This window comes from Pseudomonas sp. SWRI50, assembly GCF_014269095.1.
GTDB classification, from domain to species: domain Bacteria; phylum Pseudomonadota; class Gammaproteobacteria; order Pseudomonadales; family Pseudomonadaceae; genus Aquipseudomonas; species Aquipseudomonas kermanshahensis.
Genome location: NZ_JABWRW010000001.1, coordinates 155,260 through 174,035, shown reverse-complemented (window position 1 = coordinate 174,035; position 18,776 = coordinate 155,260). Strand labels below are relative to the sequence as shown.

Sequence of the window (18,776 nt, the reverse complement as noted above, 5' to 3'; positions counted from 1 at the left end):
AACTGTTAACACTCGAAATTCTTGTGAAAAATTTGCGAAAGCCTCAAAAACAGCTAGCTTCAAGCATCGCAGGCCGAACAGAGCGTTTGCTCTAGAAGGACATGGAGGTGCCAGCGTGCAAGGCCTGCAGCAAAGCTGTCGGCACTCTCCAGGAGCCACGTGAAGGATTTTTCCTACTTTACGTGCCCGTGAACTGACCCAAGTCAGCCCATGGTGCAGGCGTCGGATTTACTCTGTCGTCAACTTTCTCCTGGCAGGAGTTGTTAAATGTCTGATTCATCCGGAAAACTAAAACTCGGTGCGTTAGTTGCACTGGTAGTGGGCTCAATGATTGGCGGCGGGATCTTCTCATTGCCGCAAAACATGGCGGCCAGCGCGGGGGTTGGTGCAGTGCTGATCGGCTGGGCCATCACCGCGGTCGGCATGCTGACCCTGGCGTTCGTGTTCCAGACCCTGGCCAACCGTAAACCTGACCTGGACGGCGGTGTGTACGCCTACGCCAAAGCCGGTTTCGGTGACTACATGGGCTTCTCGTCGGCCTGGGGTTACTGGATAAGCGCCTGGCTCGGCAACGTCGGTTACTTCGTGCTGCTGTTCAGCACCCTCGGTTACTTCTTCCCGATCTTCGGTGAGGGCAATACCCCCGCCGCGATCATTGGCGCCTCGATCCTGCTGTGGGCCGTGCACTTCCTGGTGCTGCGCGGGATCAAGGAAGCGGCGTTCATCAACCTGGTCACCACGGTCGCCAAGATCGTGCCGCTGGTGCTGTTCGCCCTCATCTGCCTGTTCGCCTTCAAACTGGATGTGTTCACCGCCGATATCTGGGGCCTGGGCACACCAGAGCTGGGCAGCGTGATGAACCAGGTGCGCAACATGATGCTGGTCACCGTCTGGGTGTTCATCGGCATCGAGGGCGCGAGCATCTTCTCGTCACGGGCGGAAAAACGCAGTGACGTGGGCAAGGCCACCGTCATCGGCTTTGTCACCGTGCTGTTGTTCTTGGTGCTGGTCAACGTACTTTCGCTGGGCATCATGACTCAACCGGAACTGGCCAAGCTGCAGAACCCATCGATGGCCGCCGTGCTTGAACATGTGGTCGGCCATTGGGGGGCGGTGCTGATCAGCGTCGGCCTGATCATCTCGCTGCTGGGGGCACTGCTGTCGTGGGTGCTGCTGTGCGCCGAGATCATGTTCGCGGCCGCCAAAGACCACACCATGCCGGAGTTCCTGCGCCGCGAAAACGCCAACCAGGTGCCGGCCAACGCCCTGTGGCTGACCAACGCCATGGTGCAGATCTTCCTGGTCATCACGCTGTTCTCCAGCAGTACCTACCTGTCGCTGATCTACCTCGCCACCTCGATGATCCTGGTGCCTTACCTGTGGTCGGCGGCGTATGCCTTCCTGCTGGCACTGCGCAGCGAAACCTACGAGCAAGCCCTGGCCGAACGCAAGAAGGACCTGTTCATCGGCGCCGTCGCCTTGCTGTACGCCATCTGGCTGCTGTACGCCGGCGGCGTGAAGTACCTGCTGCTCTCGGCCCTGCTGTACGCCCCTGGGGCCATCCTGTTCGCCAAGGCCAAGCGCGAGGTTGGCCAACCCATCTTTACCAACGTGGAAAAACTGATCTTCGCGGCCGTGGTCGTCGGCGCCCTGGTGGCTGCCTATGGCCTGTACGACGGCTTCCTGACCCTTTGACCCACGTCTTCGCACACATGGAGGAATGAACAATGTCCGCTGAAAAACAGAAGTACGGTGTCCACTCCGAAGCCGGCAAACTGCACAAAGTGATGGTCTGCTCCCCTGGGCTGGCCCACAAGCGCCTGACCCCGACCAACTGCGATGAACTGCTGTTCGACGATGTGATCTGGGTCGACCAGGCCAAGCGCGACCATTTCGACTTCGTCACCAAGATGCGCGAGCGCGGCGTCGATGTGCTGGAAATGCACAACCTGCTGACCGACATCGTGCAGCAACCGGAAGCCCTCAAGTGGATCCTGGACCGCAAGATTACCTCCGACACCGTGGGTGTCGGCCTGACCAACGAGGTGCGTAGCTGGCTCGAAGGGCTGGAACCACGCCATCTGGCGGAGTTCCTGATTGGCGGCGTGGCCGGCCAGGACCTTCCAGTAAGCGAAGGCGCCGAAGTGATCAAGATGTACAACAAGTACCTGGGTCACTCCAGCTTCATTCTGCCGCCGCTGCCCAACACCCAATTCACCCGTGACACCACCTGCTGGATCTACGGTGGTGTAACGCTCAACCCGATGTACTGGCCTGCGCGGCGCCAGGAAACGCTGCTGACCACCGCCATTTACAAGTTCCACAAGGAGTTCACCGGTGCCGACTTCCAGGTCTGGTATGGCGACCCGGACAAGGATCACGGCAATGCCACCCTCGAGGGCGGCGACGTGATGCCAGTCGGCAAGGGTATCGTGCTGATCGGCATGGGTGAGCGCACCTCGCGCCATGCCATCGGCCAACTGGCTCAGAATCTGTTCGAGAAAGGCGCTGCCGAAAAAGTCATCGTCGCTGGCCTGCCCAAGTCCCGCGCAGCGATGCACCTGGACACCGTGTTCAGCTTCTGCGACCGCGACCTGGTAACGGTATTCCCCGAGGTGGTGAAGGAAATCAAACCCTTCATCATCACCCCAGACTCCAGCAAGCCCTATGGCATGAACATCGCGCCGCAGGATGCCTCGTTCCTCGAGGTGGTATCCGAGCAATTGCTGGGTAAGAAAGACAAGCTGCGCGTGGTCGAAACCGGCGGCAACAGCTTTGCCGCCGAGCGCGAACAGTGGGATGACGGCAACAACGTGGTGGCCATCGAGCCGGGCGTGGTCATCGGCTACGACCGCAACACCTACACCAACACCCTGCTGCGCAAGGCCGGTATCGAGGTCATCACCATCAGCGCCGGCGAACTGGGCCGGGGCCGTGGCGGCGGCCACTGCATGACCTGCCCAATCGTGCGCGACCCAATCGACTACTAACGACCATACGCCCGGCCGCGCCCACAAAGCGGCGGCCGGGATGTTTGCCAAACTCAAGGAGAAACTGTCATGGCGTTCAATATTCACAACCGCAACCTGCTCAGCCTCGAACATCACACCACGCGCGAGCTGCGCTACCTGCTGGACCTGTCCCGCGACCTCAAGCGCGCCAAATACACCGGTACCGAGCAGCAGCACCTGAAGGGCAACAACATCGCCCTGATCTTCGAGAAGACCTCGACCCGCACCCGCTGCGCCTTCGAAGTCGCCGCCTATGACCAGGGCGCCAACGTCACCTACATCGACCCCAACTCCTCGCAAATCGGCCACAAAGAAAGCATGAAGGACACCGCCCGCGTGCTCGGGCGCATGTACGATGCCATCGAGTACCGCGGCTTCAAGCAAGAGATCGTCGAGGAGCTGGCCAAGTTCGCAGGCGTGCCCGTGTTCAACGGCCTCACCGATGAATACCACCCCACCCAAATGATCGCCGACGTGCTGACCATGCGTGAGCACAGCGACAAGCCGCTGCACGACATCAGCTACGCCTACCTAGGCGATGCCCGCAACAACATGGGCAACTCGCTGCTGCTGATCGGCGCCAAGCTCGGCATGGACGTACGCATCGCCGCGCCCAAGGCGCTGTGGCCACACGACGACCTGGTCGAACGCTGCAAGAAATACGCGGAAGAAAGCGGCGCACGCATCACCCTCACCGAAGACCCGAAAGCGGCGGTCAAGGGCGTGGACTTCGTGCACACCGACGTCTGGGTATCGATGGGCGAGCCGATCGAAGCCTGGGGCGAGCGCATCAAGCAGCTCAAGCCTTACCAGGTGAATGCCGAGCTGATGAAGGCCACCGGCAACCCACGGACCAAGTTCATGCACTGCCTGCCGGCCTTCCACAACTCGGACACCAAGGTGGGCAAGCAGATCGCCGAACAGTACCCAGACCTGGCCAACGGTATCGAAGTGACCGATGACGTGTTCGAGTCGCCGGCCTGCATCGCCTTCGAGCAGGCGGAAAACCGCATGCACACCATCAAGGCGATCCTGGTGTCGACCCTGGCTGACCTTTAAAAGCCACACCTGATCTCTGTGGGAGCGGGCTTGCCCGCGAATAGGCCAGCCGCAACAACGCGTTGCCTGAGCTGACGCCTTCGCGGGCAAGCCCGCTCCCACAGGATCGGCGTCGACCGTCAACATTTCCGATAAAGGACATTCCCCATGCGTATCGTTGTTGCATTGGGCGGCAACGCCCTGCTGCGTCGCGGCGAGCCCATGACCGCTGACAACCAGCGCGCCAATATCCGCACCGCCACCGAGCAGATCGCCAAGATTCACCCCGGCAACGAACTGGTCATCGCCCACGGCAACGGCCCACAGGTGGGCTTGCTGTCGCTGCAGGCGCTGTCCTACAAGCCGGACGAAGCCTATCCGCTGGACGTGCTCGGTGCCGAAACCGAAGGCATGATCGGCTACATGATCGAACAAGAGCTGGGCAACCTGCTGGAGTTCGAAGTGCCGTTCGCCACCCTGCTCACCCAAGTCGAAGTGGACGCCAACGACCCGGCCTTCAAAGACCCGACCAAATTCATCGGCCCGGTCTACAGCAAGGAAGAAGCCGAGCGCCTGGCCAAGGAAAAAGGCTGGGTGGTCAAGGCCGACGGCGACAAGTACCGCCGTGTGGTGGCCAGCCCCAAACCCAAGCGCATCTTCGAGATCCGCCCGATCAAGTGGCTGCTGGAAAAAAGCAGCATCGTGATCTGCGCCGGTGGCGGTGGCATCCCCACCATGTACGACGAAAACCGCAAGCTCAAAGGTATCGAAGCGGTCATCGACAAGGACCTGTGCTCCGCACTGCTGGCCGAGCAATTGGAAGCCGACCTTCTGATAATCGCCACCGACGTCGATGCGGCCTACATTGACTGGGGCAAGCCTACGCAAAAAGCCATTGCCCAGGCCCACCCCGACGAACTCGAACGCCTGGGCTTCGCCGCTGGCTCCATGGGGCCGAAGGTGCAGGCGGCCAGTGACTTTGCCCGCAACACCGGCAAAGTGGCGGTGATCAGCTCGCTGGAGAACATCGAAGACATCGTCAAAGGCACCGCCGGCACCCGGGTTTCCACAGCCAAGCCTGGGATCAGCTACCGTTGAATGCAGTGGGTGGGCGCCTAGCGCCCGCCATTTTCGACCTTCCAAAGGAGCTTGCCATGGCCCAGTACCACCCTGGTCATGTACACATCGAGCGCAGCGCGCTGAACACCAATGACCACAGCTATGACCTGAACATCGAATACGAGGCCGCGACGGACCCCAAGGAAGGCAGAGGCATTCAGTTTCACATGCATGGCAGCATCGAAGGCAAGCCGGTGGAAGAAAAGTTCTTCCTCGCCAAGGACCAAGTGTTGCCCAGCTTCCTCATGCTGTTGACCCGCAAGGCTCAGTCTTACCTGGCCCCGCCGAAGAAGTTCGAGAACCTGAGCTCACCGCACAAACTCTACGACTACATGTTCGCGGACATTCGCGAAAAGCTGGACGTGAAATCGGGCGACGCGATCAAGCCTGAACATCTGGAGTGACCCAATCGCCGGCAAGCCGGCTCCCACAGGTACTCCACTATCTTGGGTCCAGCGGGGTACTTGTGGGAGCCGGCTTGCCGGCGATTGGGTTTAACACTGCTCCCAAGGCATACTACTGGCCTCCCCGGCCATGACCATCCGCCTCCCCCATGCGCATCCACGTCAGCTTCATCGACCGCGTCGGCATCACCCAGGAAGTCCTCGCCCTGCTCGGTGCCCGCAACCTCAACCTGGACGCCGTGGAGATGGTCCCGCCGAACGTCTACATCGACGCCCCGACCCTCAGCCCCGCCGTGCTCGAAGAGTTGCACGACGCCTTGTTCGAAGTGCAGGGCGTGCAGTCGGTGGATGTGGTCGACATCCTCCCGGGCCAACGCCGCCACCTGCAGCTCGACGCCCTGCTCGCGGCCATGAGCGACCCGGTGCTGGCGGTGGACAGCGCAGGCCTGGTGCTGCTGGCCAACCCGGCGTTGATTGCCCTGGGCGGGCGCGAGTCGGCCGGGCGCTCGGTGGGTGAACTGTTCGGCGACAACGGCCTGCTTCAGGCCCTGCAAGACAACAACTTCCACCTGCCAATGCGCGAGATGCAGCTCAATGGCCAGAGCCTGCTGCTCGACGCCACCCCCATCACCAACGCCGGCGGCCTGCTGACCCTGTACCCGCCGACGCGCATGGGCGAGCGCCTGTCGGCCTTGCACCATGACCACGCCGAAGGCTTCGATGCCTTGCTCGGTGAGTCACCGGCCATCCGTACCCTCAAAGCCCGTGCCCTGCGCGTGGCGGCCCTCGACGCACCCTTGCTGGTACATGGCGAGACCGGCACTGGCAAAGAGCTCGTGGCCCGCGCCTGCCATGCCATCAGCAGCCGCCATGCCGCGCCGTTTCTTGCCCTGAACTGCGCCGCGCTGCCCGAGAGCCTGGCCGAGAGCGAGCTGTTCGGCTATGCCCCAGGCGCCTTTACCGGTGCGCAACGCGGTGGCAAACCGGGGCTGATGGAACTGGCCAACCAAGGCACGGTGTTTCTCGACGAGATCGGCGAAATGTCGCCCTACCTGCAGGCCAAGCTGCTGCGTTTTCTCAGCGACGGCAGCTTCCGTCGCGTGGGTGGCGACCGTGAGGTGAAGGTGGATGTACGCATCATCAGCGCCACCCACCGCGACCTGGAGCGCATGGTGGCCGAAGGCACCTTCCGTGAAGACCTGTTCTACCGCCTCAACGTGCTCAACCTGCAGGTGCCACCGCTGCGCGACCGTGGCCAGGACATCCTGATGCTGGCGCACTTCTTCATGCAGCAGGCCTGCACGCAGATCCAGCGCCCACCCTGCCGGCTTACGCCAGCTACCCACTCGGCGCTGCTTGCCAACCCATGGCCAGGCAACGTGCGGCAGTTGCAGAACGTGATTTTCCGCGCTGCGGCCATCTGCGAAGGCAACCTGGTGGACATTGGCGACCTGGACATCGCCGGCACTTCGGTGGCCCGCGGCCAGGACGGCGAAGTGGCGAGCCTGGAGCAAGCTGTGGGCGACTTCGAGCGAGAACTCTTGCAGCGCTTATATGCAAGTTACCCCTCAACACGGCAATTGGCCGGCAGGCTGCAGACCTCGCATACCGCCATTGCGCAGCGGCTGCGCAAGTACGGTATACCCGGAAAGTCATGAGGCCTGTTGAACAGCCCGAAGGTTATTGACCGGACGCAACAGGGTGCTCAACCCCAACAGCACGAAGGCACCAATCATCATCACCGCCCAAGCCCAGTGCAATGAGCTGAGCTGGTCACGCACGATACCGGCGAGCAGTGGCATGCTGGCGGCAATCAGGTACCCACCACCTTGCACGAACGCCAACAGCGCGCCGGCCTTGGACGGTGAATCCGCGTGGTCCATGGCAACGATCAACGAGAGAGGGAAAAGCGCCCCAATGCCCAGGCCCAGGCATACCGTCGCCACGGCCGCCAACGCTACCGGCGCGACCATCAGGCACGCCAACCCTGCTATCAACAACAAAATGACCAACACCAAGGGGTGCCTGCGGTCAGGAAAGCGCTGGATCAAGGATGACACGAGCAACCCGGCGAGCACTTCGGTGACGGTCAGTGCCCCCAGCAGGTAACCCGCCTGGGCCGCTGTCCACCCCAACTCGATGTAGAACGGCGGCAACCAGGCCAGCACCAAGGTGTAGGCACCAGTGCCAATGCCGAAGAACAGCAACAGCAGCCAGGCCCGCGCGCTGCGGTAGGGCAATGTGGCCGCCACCTGTCCGCCAGGCGTACCACGCGCTAGCAACAGCCAGACGATCAGGGCGACCAATGCCGGGACGGCAGCGTAGCCCAACGACAGTTGCCAGCCGAACAGGCTCGCGCCGGGTGCTGCCGTGGCGGCGGCCAACGCGGCGCCCGCCATGATGCCGGTGGTGAACAACCCCATCAGCATGCCGGCACTTTGCGGATGGCTGCCTTTGAGGAACGCTGGCATCAGCGCCTGAATGATCGCAATGCCGATACCGCCCAGTGCCGCCGTGGCGATGAGCGCTTCGGCAGTGCTGACGTAGGCGCGTGCAGCGCAGCTCAGCGCAATCAGCACGATGCCTGTCGCCACGCCCGTGGTCTCGCCGACCAGACGCAGCAGCCAGGGGCCGGACAACGCGAACACGCCCATCATCATCACCGGCAAGGTTGTCAGCAGGCCGGCTTGGGTATTGCTCAGCCCCAGGTCGTGCTGCAGCAATTGCAGCAACGGGCCGATGGCAGCCATGACCGGGCGCAGGTTCAAGCCGATCAGTATCGCCAGCAACCCGACACAGGCTTTGTTGGGGGTATCAGACATGATGGAGGGGCTCCTGCAGAAACGCACCGGTTACCTGGTTGAATGCCTGTGCCAGCGGTACGTTGAATACGTGCCCCTCGCCAGCGAGGGTGGCCAGGCGAGCGTGACCGATGTTGCTGCAGATGGTTTCGGCCTCGGCGCTGGGGCTGATCGGGTCAAATTCTGCGGCAAGCACCAGTGTGGCAGCCTGAATGCGTTGCAAATCGCCAGTCAGGTCGTACTGCTTCATGCCCTCGCACCAGCGGACCTGGTTGTGCGCCCGCAGCTGCGCCGCCTGGGCGTGCCACGCCTGGTAAAGCCGCTGACCATCGGGCGAGGCGGCGAAGTCCGCACCCACCAATGCAGGCCAGCTCGATTTGAAGCGCTTGAGGCAACCATCCTGCTTGCCCAAGGCGGCCGCCCACTCGCTGAGCAGCCCTCGGCGATGCGCCGTGCTCATGCTGGCGAAGGTGCCGGCAACGATCAGTTTCTCTACGGCGTGCGGTGCATGGCAGGCCATCTCAAGGGCCACCATGCCCCCCAGGGACAAGCCGATCAGCTGGATGCTGTCGAGCCCAAGGTGGTCCAGCAGCGCCAGCATCTCCAAGGCTTGGGCGTGCGCGGTGATGCCTTCGGGTGCATCACTGGATGCACCGTGCCCTAGCAGGTCGGGTACGATGACACGGTGCCCGAGGCCAAGCAGCGCGCTGAGCTGCGGCATCCACGCCCTGCCGCTGTTGCCCAACCCGTGCAGCAGGAGTACAGGGCTACCGGAGCCGGTGTCATGATAATAGTGACGATGCTGTCCATGTATGAAAAAAGCCATGCTGCCTCCTGATCCTTGAGCTTCACCGCGCCAAGATAGCTTAACGTTAAGATTGTTAAAAGGTGCGGGGGTTCAGAAGATGCGCTGGTTACACATTTCCAGGTTGAACGATGAGTGCAGCAATGAACGATCATGTCGATTTCGTCGTCGCGCAGTGGGCGCAGGCGATGCCTTCCGTGGATGTTTCCTCCATGGAAATCTTTGGCCGAATGGCGCGTATCAGCAAGCACCTTGAGCGCATGCGTGCAGAAGCCCTGGCGCAGTATGGTTTCAAGGAGGGCGAATTCGACGTCCTGGCAACCTTGCGCCGTGCGGGGGCGCCCTACCGCCTGACGCCCACCGAGCTGTATCGCTCGTTGCTGATAACGTCCGGCGCGATGACCAACCGCTTGGCGAGACTGGAAAGCGCCGGCATGGTCGAGCGCATTGCCGACAATCATGACAAGCGCAGCTCCCAGGTGGCCCTCACAGCACAGGGCAAGGCATTGATTGATAAGGCCGTCCTTACCCATACTGAGATCCAGGAGCTGGTACTGGCCCCCCTGAGCGCCGAGCAGCGAGCACACTTCGCTCAGCTGTTGAAGCAAATGCTCGCTCATCTGCCAGGTGAGGGTGCGCCCAGGCAATGAACTGGAAAATTCAGGAGGAATTTTCATGCTTCACAGCAATTACCTGAAGCAATTGGATCTGCAGGACATCGTGGTGTTCATCAACCTGCTCGAACTGCGCAGCGCCAAGCGGACTGCCGAATTGATGAATGTCAGCCAGCCCACCGTCAGTTATTGCCTGAAGCGCCTGCGCGGGTGCTTCGACGACACCTTGTTCTCGTCGTCGCAAGGGGTGCTGAAACCCACCACCAAAGCGGAAAAGATTGCCCCGTACCTGCGCGTGGTGGTCGAGTCCGTCAACCGCTGTGCCGAGGACGACAGCAGCGCCTCGCCACAAGCACAGCGCAAGATCTGGCGCATCTGCGCGCCCGAGTATTTCGAACTGTCCTTCTTGCCGCAGGCGCTGGCGGTACTGTCACGTACCCACGGCAATACCTCGCTGCACCTCGAACGCTTGAGCCGTGACCTGCCGGTGGACCGGCTGATTTCAGGCGACATCGACATTGCCATCGGCTTTGGCCCGGGCTACCACCAGATGCACCCCGAGCTGCAGTGGCAACCCGTGCTCAGCGATGATTTCGTGTGCGTAACCAGCCAAGGCATGCTCGCCAGTGAAGAGGCCATGAGCCTGGACGAGTTCTGTGCGTCGCCCCATGTGTTCCCCACACCGTGGATATCGGAAAAGAACATGGTCGACAGCTGGCTGGACAAGGTTGGCCGATCACGCAACGTGCTGGTGCGCGCCAACGGCTATCAGGCCTGCGTGAATATCGTGGCCGCCGTGCCCGCCACGGTGGCACTGCCCGCACGCCTGTTGCCGCACCTGCGCATCGCGCCTGGGCTTAAGGTGTGCAAACCGCCACTGGGGTTCCCCAGTTTCACCCTCGACATGATCTGGTCGCGCGACCGCAGCGACAGCAAGGATATTTCCAGCCTGCGCGCACTGGTCGAAGCGGTGGCGCAAACGCTGTTGACGGAACGATGACCCGGCTTTATTAAATTTTCCCATCGCGTTTAAATTTCTTAAAACCAGCAGCTTGTTCTTTTCACTTACTGTGAGGTCATCGGGTAGCGGTGTTCTACCTGACCCACAGTTCACGGAGGAATAAGTCATGCTGGCGCACGTACAACCCACGGTGTTTCCGTTCTATCGACAACCGACGCCGTGCTACGGTTTTGAATGTATCTATGCCGTCGACCGCGACCTGCGGGTAGGCGATTCAATCAACAGTGCAACACTGTATGAAGACCTCGCCCACAGTGGCGCAATTATCTACCGCGACTTTGCCGATACGCTGCCGGACTTCAACGACTTCGTCAGTGCGCATTCCGCCCGCGTGACATTCGACCCGGCCCGCAAAGCCGCCACGTCCAACACGGCAGAAATCGAGGCCGGGGTGAATGAAATGGGGCTGCACCGTGAGAACGGTAACTTGCCATTCAACCCCGACCTGCAGTGGTTCTACTGCCTGGAGCCAGCAGCCGTGGGCTCTGAGACGACCTTGTGCGATGGCCAACGCGTACTGTTCGACTTGTCTTCGAAAACCCGAAAGTGTTTTGAGAACCGTGAGATTCGTTACAGCCGGCGCATCCCTTGGAACAATGTAAAACGTTTTCTGAGCATTGAACTGCAACTGCCCATCGATGACATTACCGACGAGCATTTGCACCACGTCAATCAACTTGTCAGTGGCCAAACTTACCGTCGCATCGATCAGAACCTGATTGCGTCCGAACTGGTTATCTCCGCGGTTGAAACCAGTTGCTTCAGCGGCAAGAAAGCGTTTTGCAATTCAATGCTCGGCCCCAGCGTCAATTATGAACCGCCGCTTATCACGTGGGCCGATGGTGAAGATATCGCCCTGGATATCTGGGACGAAATCAAAGAAGTCACCGCCCGCAATACCTATAGCCACTTCTGGCAGAAGGGCGACCTGGTGGTGATCGACAACACCCGGGTGATGCACGGTCGCCGACGCCTGGATGACCCCTCACGGCGCATATTCGGCGCGCAAAGCTACCGCCTTGGAGGTATCGGCCAATGATCAGCCAAAAAATGCAGAACTACCTGGCCGCCACCCCCGACCGCGTAGTGATCAAGGAAATGAACGGTCGCGCCTACACCTTGCACGAATTGCGCCGTGACGTGATGCGACTGGCCAGTGCCCTCGAGGGGCGGGTTGGCCGCTGCGAACGCAAAGTGTTTGGCATCGCCATGCGCTCTTGCTACGAGTGGGTGTACACCTTGTTGGCGATCCAGAAAGTGGGCGGTGTGTTGCTACCGGTGCCCATCGAGTTTTCCGACGACCAGATCGGCAGCCTGCTCGGCAAGGCAGCGGCAGTGTTCGTCAGCGATGAGCAAACCGCCGGTCGCCTGCACGCTATTTTGCCGGACAAGGCGTGCTTCATCCCCGCGCAACTCATGCACGAGACCATTGGTGATGAATGGCGCCAGGAGGACGAGCTCATCCCGGACGGCATTGTTTCGATCATCCACACGTCCGGCACCACCTCCAAACCCAAAGGGGTGATGATCCGCGACGAGGCCGTCGGGTTGCTGGTCGATAACGTGATGAAGCGCCTGCCACAACAGCCGCTGCACTACTTCTCGATCGTCCCCATGAGTTTGCTGATCGAGCAGGTGCTGGGGGTGTTCATCCCGATTCTGTCCGGCGGCACCTTGACCCTCATGCCCGAAGGCATGACCGAATACGGCGCAGCCAGCGGCAACGCACGGCAGTACCTGCAGTTGATAGCCCCCAACCAGCCGAACTTCCTGTACCTGCCGCCCAAGCTGCTGGAAGAGGCCAACCTGCTGCTCGAGCACTGCTCGGTCGAGGAACTGTTCGGGCCACAACGCCCGCACATCATCACCGGCGGCGCGAAGATTCCGGTAACGGTTTTGCAAGCCTTGGAAGCGCACGGCGTGCAGGTGTTCGAAGCCTATGGCCTGAGCGAGAACTCTTCGATCATTTCGCTCAACTCACCGGCGCAACGGCGTATCGGCTCGGCAGGCACACTGCTCGATGGCATCGAACCCAAGCTGGTCGACGGTGAATTGCTGGTCCGCACGCCGACCCTCTGCGCCGGTTACTACAACGCCGACGATACTGCCTGCGACCTGTCCGACGGGTATCTGCATACCGGCGATATCGCCGAATTTCGCGACGGTTATCTGTACATCACCGGCCGCAAGAAGCACGTGATCATCCTGTCTACCGCACGCAACATTTCGCCTGAATGGGTCGAGAACGTCTACAAAGAGAGCGCCCTGGTAGACGACATGATCGTCATGGGCGAAGGCAAGGACGAGCCTTGCGCCATCGTCTTGAGCAGCGCCTGCGCTGACTCGGTCCGCCAGGAAATGGCGCGCCTGGAGCACCGGCTCGCCGACTTTGCCAGGGTCAGGCAGATTCGCGTCATCGCTGACATCGCCACCTTCCGTGATCAGTTCTACACCGTCACGGGGCGGCCACGCAGGGCCGAGATCGAAGCGCGGTTCATCGACCAGATGTACGCCTGAGGAAGCCACCATGTACATCGTGCGTAATTTCTACAAAGGCCGACCTGGCTACCGATGCCTGCAGGAAGCGGTACGTGCCCACTACCTCAAGCACTATGGCGCGACGCCAGAGCCACAGCCTGATCTGTTCGTCTGCCTGACCGGCGCCAACGGTGGGGCTCCAGGTTACGCCTGTGCGGGGATCAGCTACGGCGATTCCGGCAAGCTGTTCAGCGAGTACTACCTGGATCAAAGCCTGGATGAGCGCTACCACATCGATCGGGCACGCATTGCCGAAGTGGGCGCATTCGCCTCGTTCCATAGCGGCAGTGGGGCCGGGAAGTACTTGCTCAACAACGTGATCAAGACACTGGCCCTGCGAAATTTCGGCTTGGTGGTGCTGACCGCGACCGAGCAGGTGCGCCAGCTGCTGATCCCCCTGGTAGACACCCTTGAGGACCTGGGCGGTGCCGACCGCAGCAGGCTCAAGGACCCTGGCGTCAACTGGGGCAACTACTACGAACACGGACCGCGGGTGGTGGCTTCGCGCCTGTCTGCACCGAGTACCTGGGGCAATGCCCCCGCCCTGGCGCTGAGCCAGCCGCATTTCACCTGCCAGGCATCCGCCTGACCACATCTGGCTCCGGGCATGGCCGTGCCCGGAGCACTGGAGGTAACCATGAACGCAAACAAGCGTTACGAGAATTTCATCGTGTTCCTTGCGCCCCTGATCAACAGCGTCGGGGGGATCGCCATCGACCTGTATGCGCCGAGCATGCCGTCAATCGGGCATGAGCTGGGCGCCAGCCCGTCGCTCATGCAAAACACCATCACCATCACCTTGCTGTTCTATGCCATCGGCCAGCTATTTTTCGGCATCATGACCGATGCGCGCGGGCGCAGGCCGGCAGTAATCCTGGGCCTGGCGCTGTTCCTCAGCGGTAGCCTGCTGGCCACCTTCTCGACCTCCATCGAAATGCTGTTGGTGGCCCGCGCACTGCAAGGTTTTGCAATCGGTGCCTGCCAAGTGGTTGCCCGTGCCTTGTTGGTCGATATCGTCAAGGGCCCGCGCTTCTATGTGGCGATCATCTACCTGAGCCTGGCGTTCGGCCTCGGGCCCGTCATCGCACCCTATGTGGGCGGCATGATCGAGGTCTACCTGGGGTGGCGCTACAATTTCGTCCTGTATGCGGTCTACGCCGTGATCGTGATGGCGTTCGTCCTGGCTGGGCTCAAGGAATCGCTGCCCGCCACTGCCCGCCGCAGTGCCATGCAAACGTTGGTGGGCTACCGGTGCATCCTGGCTGACGGGCGCTTCCGCTCTTCGGTCATCGTACTGGGGGCAAGTTTCTCGGCGTTTCTGCTGTGGAACGTGATTGGCCCGCATATCGTCCAGGAGCGGCTGGGCCATGACGCACAATACTTCGGCACCACGGCACTGGCGGTGGGCAGTTGCTATCTGGTCGGGACGCTGGTCAATCGCGCGTTGATCCGCAGGGTCCAGGCGGCCACATTGATGTGGACGGGCATGCTGTTGTTCCTGCTCGGTGTGTTGAGCATCGCCGCCATGCCCGCCGGGTTGAACCTGGTCAGCATCCTGGGTGGCATCATGCTTGTCGCGTTCGGCCAGGGCTTTATCTTTTCCAACGCCATGGCCCGCTCCATGTCCCTGTTCCCCGACCGCGCAGGCGTAGCGGCAAGCCTGCAAGGCTGCCTGATGCTGGTGTTCGGGTCGCTGGCGTCGGGCATCGTCAGTGCGCTGCCGTTGGCGTCCAACCTGGCGATCGCGGGCGTGTTCCTGGTGCTCTGGCTGATCTCGCTGTCGGGGATGCTGACGGTGCGCCTGCAACAGCGCCAAGCGTCGCCAGCCTGAGCCAGGTGCCGACCGCTAGGCTTAGATGACGTGTGTGTATTGATTTCAATACATCGTAATGGAATCAATACACACCCACACCGATCTGTATCTATAAGGGTTTGCCACGACTGGCGATTTGGGCCGTGGACCTTCTGTATCGATTTCATTCCGGCCTCGTTTTCACGAGCATTTCGATAATCTATCAAACCATTGATTTATAAGCGTTTTATTTTATTGGCCACATTTTTGCTACAGGAAATCCAACAAGTGCGTGGCTGACCACGCCTACCGCCCTGCTTTTCGAGGATTTCCCATGAGCGAGTTGCGTTTTACTGAAGATCACGAATGGCTGCGCGTCGAAGCTGACGGCAGCGTCACCGTGGGCATCACCGCCTACGCCCAGAACGCCCTCGGCGATGTGGTCTTCGTGCAACTGCCAGAGTTGCAGCAGTATGAGAAAGGCAGCGAAGCGTCCACCGTCGAATCGGTAAAGGCCGCCAGCGGCGTGTACATGCCGCTGACCGGCGAAGTGGTCGAGGTCAACGGCCAGCTCGAAAGCAGCCCGGAACTGGTCAACGAAGACCCGATGGGTGAAGGCTGGTTCTTCCGCTTCAACCCGGCCGACATGAGCGAAGTGACCGCCCTGCTCGACCAGGACGCCTACGACCGCCTGATCAAAGCCAACGACGACGCCTGAGGAACCGCACCATGACCATCAACCTCAGCACCGCCAACGAATTCATCGCCCGCCACATCGGCCCACGCACCGCTGACGAACAGGCCATGCTCGCCACCCTGGGCTTCGACTCCCTGGACGCCATGACCGCCGCGGTCATCCCCGACAGCATCAAGGGCACCAGCGTGCTCGGTGCTGAAGACGGCCAGAGTGAAGCCGACGCACTCGCCTCGCTGAAAGCCATCGCCGGCAACAACCAGCTGTTCAAGAGCTACATCGGCCAGGGTTACTACAACACCCACACCCCGGCACCGATCCTGCGCAACCTGCTGGAAAACCCGGCCTGGTACACCGCCTACACCCCTTACCAGCCGGAAATTTCCCAGGGGCGCCTGGAAGCGCTGTTGAACTTCCAGACCCTGATCAGCGACCTGACCGGCCTGCCGATCGCCAACGCCTCGTTGCTCGACGAAGCCACCGCTGCCGCCGAAGCCATGACCTTCTGCAAGCGCCTGTCGAAGAACAAGACCAGCCACGCCTTCTTCGCCTCCAGCCACTGCCACCCGCAAACCCTCGACGTGCTGCGCACCCGTGCCGAGCCGCTGGGCATCGACGTGGTGGTGGGCGACGAACGCGAACTGACCGATGTCAGCGCCTTCTTCGGCGCACTGCTGCAGTACCCGGCCAGCAACGGTGACGTGTTCGACTACCGCGACCTGGTTCAGCGCTTCCACGCGGCCAACGCCCTGGTGGCCGTGGCTGCCGACCTGCTGGCCCTGACCCTGCTGACCCCGCCAGGCGAGTTCGACGCTGACGTGGCCATCGGCAGCGCCCAGCGCTTTGGCGTGCCACTGGGCTTTGGCGGCCCACACGCGGCTTACTTCGCCACCCGCGATGCGTTCAAGCGCGATATGCCGGGCCGCCTGGTCGGCGTGTCGATCGACCGCTTCGGCAAAACCGCCCTGCGCCTGGCCATGCAAACCCGCGAACAGCACATCCGCCGCGAGAAGGCCACCAGCAACATCTGCACCGCCCAGGTGCTGCTGGCCAACATCGCCAGCATGTTCGCCGTGTACCACGGCCCGGCCGGCCTCAAGCGCATCGCCCAACGCACCCATGCACTGACCGCCATCCTCGCCGCCGGCCTCAAGGCCATGGGCGTTCAGGTCGTCGGCGACAGCGCCTTCGATACCCTGACCCTGGCCACCGGCGAAGCCACCGCCAGCCTGCATGCCAAAGCCCGTGACCAGCGCATCAACCTGCGCCAGGTCGACGCTGGCCACGTCGGCCTGTCGCTCGACGAGACCACCGCCCAGGCGGATGTCGAAACGCTCTGGCAACTGCTGGCCGGCGACCAACCGCAACCGGACTTCGCCGCCCTCGCGGCCAGCACGGGCTCGCTGCTGCCGGCCAACCTGCTGCGCCAGTCGGCGATCCTCGAACACCCGGTGTTCAACCGCTACCACAGCGAAACCGAGCTGATGCGTTACCTGCGTCGCCTGGCCGACAAGGACCTGGCGCTGGACCGCAGCATGATCCCGCTGGGTTCGTGCACCATGAAGCTCAACGCTGCCAGTGAAATGATCCCGGTCACCTGGGCCGAATTCGGCAACCTGCACCCGTTCGCTCCGGCTGAACAAAGCCAGGGTTACCTGCAGATGACCACCGAGCTGGAAGCCATGCTGTGCGCCGCCACCGGTTACGACGCGGTGTCGCTGCAACCCAACGCCGGTTCCCAGGGCGAGTACGCCGGCCTGCTGGCCATCCGCGCCTACCACCGCAGCCGCGGCGAAGGCCACCGTGACATTTGCCTGATCCCGTCTTCGGCCCATGGCACCAACCCTGCGACCGCGAACATGGCGGGCATGCGTGTGGTGGTCACCGCCTGTGACGCCCGTGGCAACGTCGATGTCGAGGACCTGCGCGCCAAGGCTATCGAACACCGCGAGCGCCTGGCCGCCATCATGATCACCTACCCGTCGACCCACGGCGTGTTCGAAGAAGCGATCGGCGAAATCTGCGCGATCATCCACGACAACGGCGGCCAGGTTTACATCGACGGCGCCAACATGAACGCCATGGTCGGCCTGTGTGCCCCTGGCAAGTTCGGCGGCGACGTTTCGCACCTGAACCTGCACAAGACCTTCTGCATTCCGCACGGTGGTGGCGGCCCGGGCGTCGGCCCGATCGGCGTCAAGTCGCACCTGGCGCCGTTCCTGCCCGGCCACGCGCAGCTGGAGAACCCGCAGGGCGCGGTGTGCGCCGCACCGTTCGGCAGCGCCAGCATCCTGCCGATCACCTGGATGTACATCCGCATGATGGGCGGTGCCGGCCTCAAGCGCGCGTCGCAAATGGCCATCCTCAACGCCAATTACATCGCCCGCCGCCTGGAAGAGCACTATCCTGTTCTGTACACCGGTGGTAATGGCCTGGTTGCCCACGAGTGCATCCTCGACCTGCGCCCGCTGAAGGACACCAGCGGTATCAGCGTCGACGACGTGGCCAAGCGCCTGATCGACTTCGGTTTCCACGCCCCGACCATGTCTTTCCCGGTGGCCGGCACGCTGATGATCGAGCCGACTGAAAGCGAGTCCAAGGAAGAGCTGGACCGCTTCTGCGACGCGATGATCCAGATCCGCGAAGAAATTCGCGCCGTCGAGAACGGCAGCCTGGACAAGGACGACAACCCACTGAAAAACGCCCCGCACACCGCAGCGGAGCTGGTTGGCGAATGGGCCCACGGCTACAGCCGTGAACAGGCGGTGTACCCGCTGCCGAGCCTGGTGGAAAGCAAGTACTGGCCACCTGTCGGCCGGGTCGACAACGTGTTCGGCGACCGCAACCTGGTCTGCGCCTGCCCGTCGATCGAGAGCTACCAGGACGCCTGATAGCGTGGGGCCGCTTCGCGGCCCATCGCCGGCAAGCCAGCTCCCACA

At 61.9% G+C, this 18,776-nt stretch carries 16 protein-coding genes; 14 read left to right on the top strand and 2 right to left on the bottom strand.

Annotated elements, in window-relative coordinates:
- The first annotated feature begins 267 nt into the window (after nucleotides 1-267).
- From arcD to gcsR, 6 genes are all read left to right on the top strand, one after another.
- Nucleotides 268-1,695, top strand: coding sequence for an arginine-ornithine antiporter (gene arcD / locus HU750_RS00845; protein WP_186675694.1), 1,428 nt, complete (start codon nucleotides 268-270; stop codon nucleotides 1,693-1,695).
- Nucleotides 1,696-1,727: 32 nt separating this feature from the next.
- Nucleotides 1,728-2,990 carry an arginine deiminase gene (arcA, locus tag HU750_RS00840; protein ID WP_186675692.1) on the top strand — a complete coding sequence of 421 codons (1,263 nt, stop codon included), beginning with the start codon at nucleotides 1,728-1,730 and terminating at the stop codon, nucleotides 2,988-2,990.
- A gap of 69 nt (nucleotides 2,991-3,059) precedes the next feature.
- A complete protein-coding gene (locus tag HU750_RS00835; protein WP_099453034.1) occupies nucleotides 3,060-4,070 on the top strand; it encodes an ornithine carbamoyltransferase in 1,011 nt (336 codons plus the stop codon).
- A 147-nt stretch (nucleotides 4,071-4,217) separates the two neighbouring features.
- A complete protein-coding gene (gene arcC / locus HU750_RS00830) occupies nucleotides 4,218-5,147 on the top strand; it encodes a carbamate kinase (protein WP_186675690.1) in 930 nt (309 codons plus the stop codon).
- Between the two features lie 56 nt (nucleotides 5,148-5,203).
- The gene (locus HU750_RS00825; protein ID WP_186675687.1) at nucleotides 5,204-5,572 is read left to right on the top strand and encodes a DUF5064 family protein; all 369 of its coding nucleotides are present in this window, start codon (nucleotides 5,204-5,206) and stop codon (nucleotides 5,570-5,572) included.
- 149 nt (nucleotides 5,573-5,721) lie between these two features.
- On the top strand, nucleotides 5,722-7,230 hold the full coding sequence (gcsR, locus tag HU750_RS00820; RefSeq protein WP_186675684.1) for a transcriptional regulator GcsR: 1,509 nt from the start codon (nucleotides 5,722-5,724) through the stop codon (nucleotides 7,228-7,230).
- Here the strand turns inward: gcsR and HU750_RS00815 are convergent.
- Nucleotides 7,225-8,394: an MFS transporter gene (locus HU750_RS00815; protein ID WP_186675681.1), complete on the bottom strand. Its 1,170-nt coding sequence runs from the start codon at nucleotides 8,392-8,394 to the stop codon at nucleotides 7,225-7,227. The two genes, gcsR and HU750_RS00815, sit on opposite strands and share 6 nt — an antisense overlap.
- Complete coding sequence (locus HU750_RS00810; RefSeq protein WP_186675678.1) at nucleotides 8,387-9,199, bottom strand: alpha/beta fold hydrolase; 813 nt, start codon at nucleotides 9,197-9,199, stop codon at nucleotides 8,387-8,389. The genes HU750_RS00815 and HU750_RS00810 overlap by 8 nt, the downstream gene beginning before the upstream one ends.
- Before the next feature lie 122 nt (nucleotides 9,200-9,321).
- Here HU750_RS00810 and HU750_RS00805 point away from each other — a divergent pair, with 122 nt between their 5' ends.
- From HU750_RS00805 to gcvP, 8 genes are all read left to right on the top strand, one after another.
- Entirely contained in the window at nucleotides 9,322-9,828 is a 507-nt protein-coding gene (locus tag HU750_RS00805) for a MarR family winged helix-turn-helix transcriptional regulator (RefSeq protein ID WP_027595645.1), read from the top strand.
- A gap of 25 nt (nucleotides 9,829-9,853) precedes the next feature.
- The gene (locus HU750_RS00800) at nucleotides 9,854-10,792 is read left to right on the top strand and encodes a LysR family transcriptional regulator (RefSeq protein ID WP_099453027.1); all 939 of its coding nucleotides are present in this window, start codon (nucleotides 9,854-9,856) and stop codon (nucleotides 10,790-10,792) included.
- A gap of 127 nt (nucleotides 10,793-10,919) precedes the next feature.
- Entirely contained in the window at nucleotides 10,920-11,852 is a 933-nt protein-coding gene (locus HU750_RS00795) for a TauD/TfdA family dioxygenase (RefSeq protein WP_186675675.1), read from the top strand.
- Entirely contained in the window at nucleotides 11,849-13,330 is a 1,482-nt protein-coding gene (locus HU750_RS00790) for an AMP-binding protein (RefSeq protein ID WP_186675673.1), read from the top strand. The genes HU750_RS00795 and HU750_RS00790 overlap by 4 nt, the downstream gene beginning before the upstream one ends.
- A gap of 10 nt (nucleotides 13,331-13,340) precedes the next feature.
- On the top strand, nucleotides 13,341-13,940 hold the full coding sequence (locus tag HU750_RS00785) for a thermostable hemolysin (protein WP_027595641.1): 600 nt from the start codon (nucleotides 13,341-13,343) through the stop codon (nucleotides 13,938-13,940).
- 48 nt (nucleotides 13,941-13,988) lie between these two features.
- Nucleotides 13,989-15,182 carry a multidrug effflux MFS transporter gene (locus HU750_RS00780; protein ID WP_186675671.1) on the top strand — a complete coding sequence of 398 codons (1,194 nt, stop codon included), beginning with the start codon at nucleotides 13,989-13,991 and terminating at the stop codon, nucleotides 15,180-15,182.
- A gap of 295 nt (nucleotides 15,183-15,477) precedes the next feature.
- The gene (gcvH, locus tag HU750_RS00775; protein ID WP_016501301.1) at nucleotides 15,478-15,861 is read left to right on the top strand and encodes a glycine cleavage system protein GcvH; all 384 of its coding nucleotides are present in this window, start codon (nucleotides 15,478-15,480) and stop codon (nucleotides 15,859-15,861) included.
- 11 nt (nucleotides 15,862-15,872) lie between these two features.
- Complete coding sequence (gene gcvP, locus HU750_RS00770) at nucleotides 15,873-18,728, top strand: aminomethyl-transferring glycine dehydrogenase (protein WP_186675669.1); 2,856 nt, start codon at nucleotides 15,873-15,875, stop codon at nucleotides 18,726-18,728.
- Nucleotides 18,729-18,776: the final 48 nt, after the last annotated feature.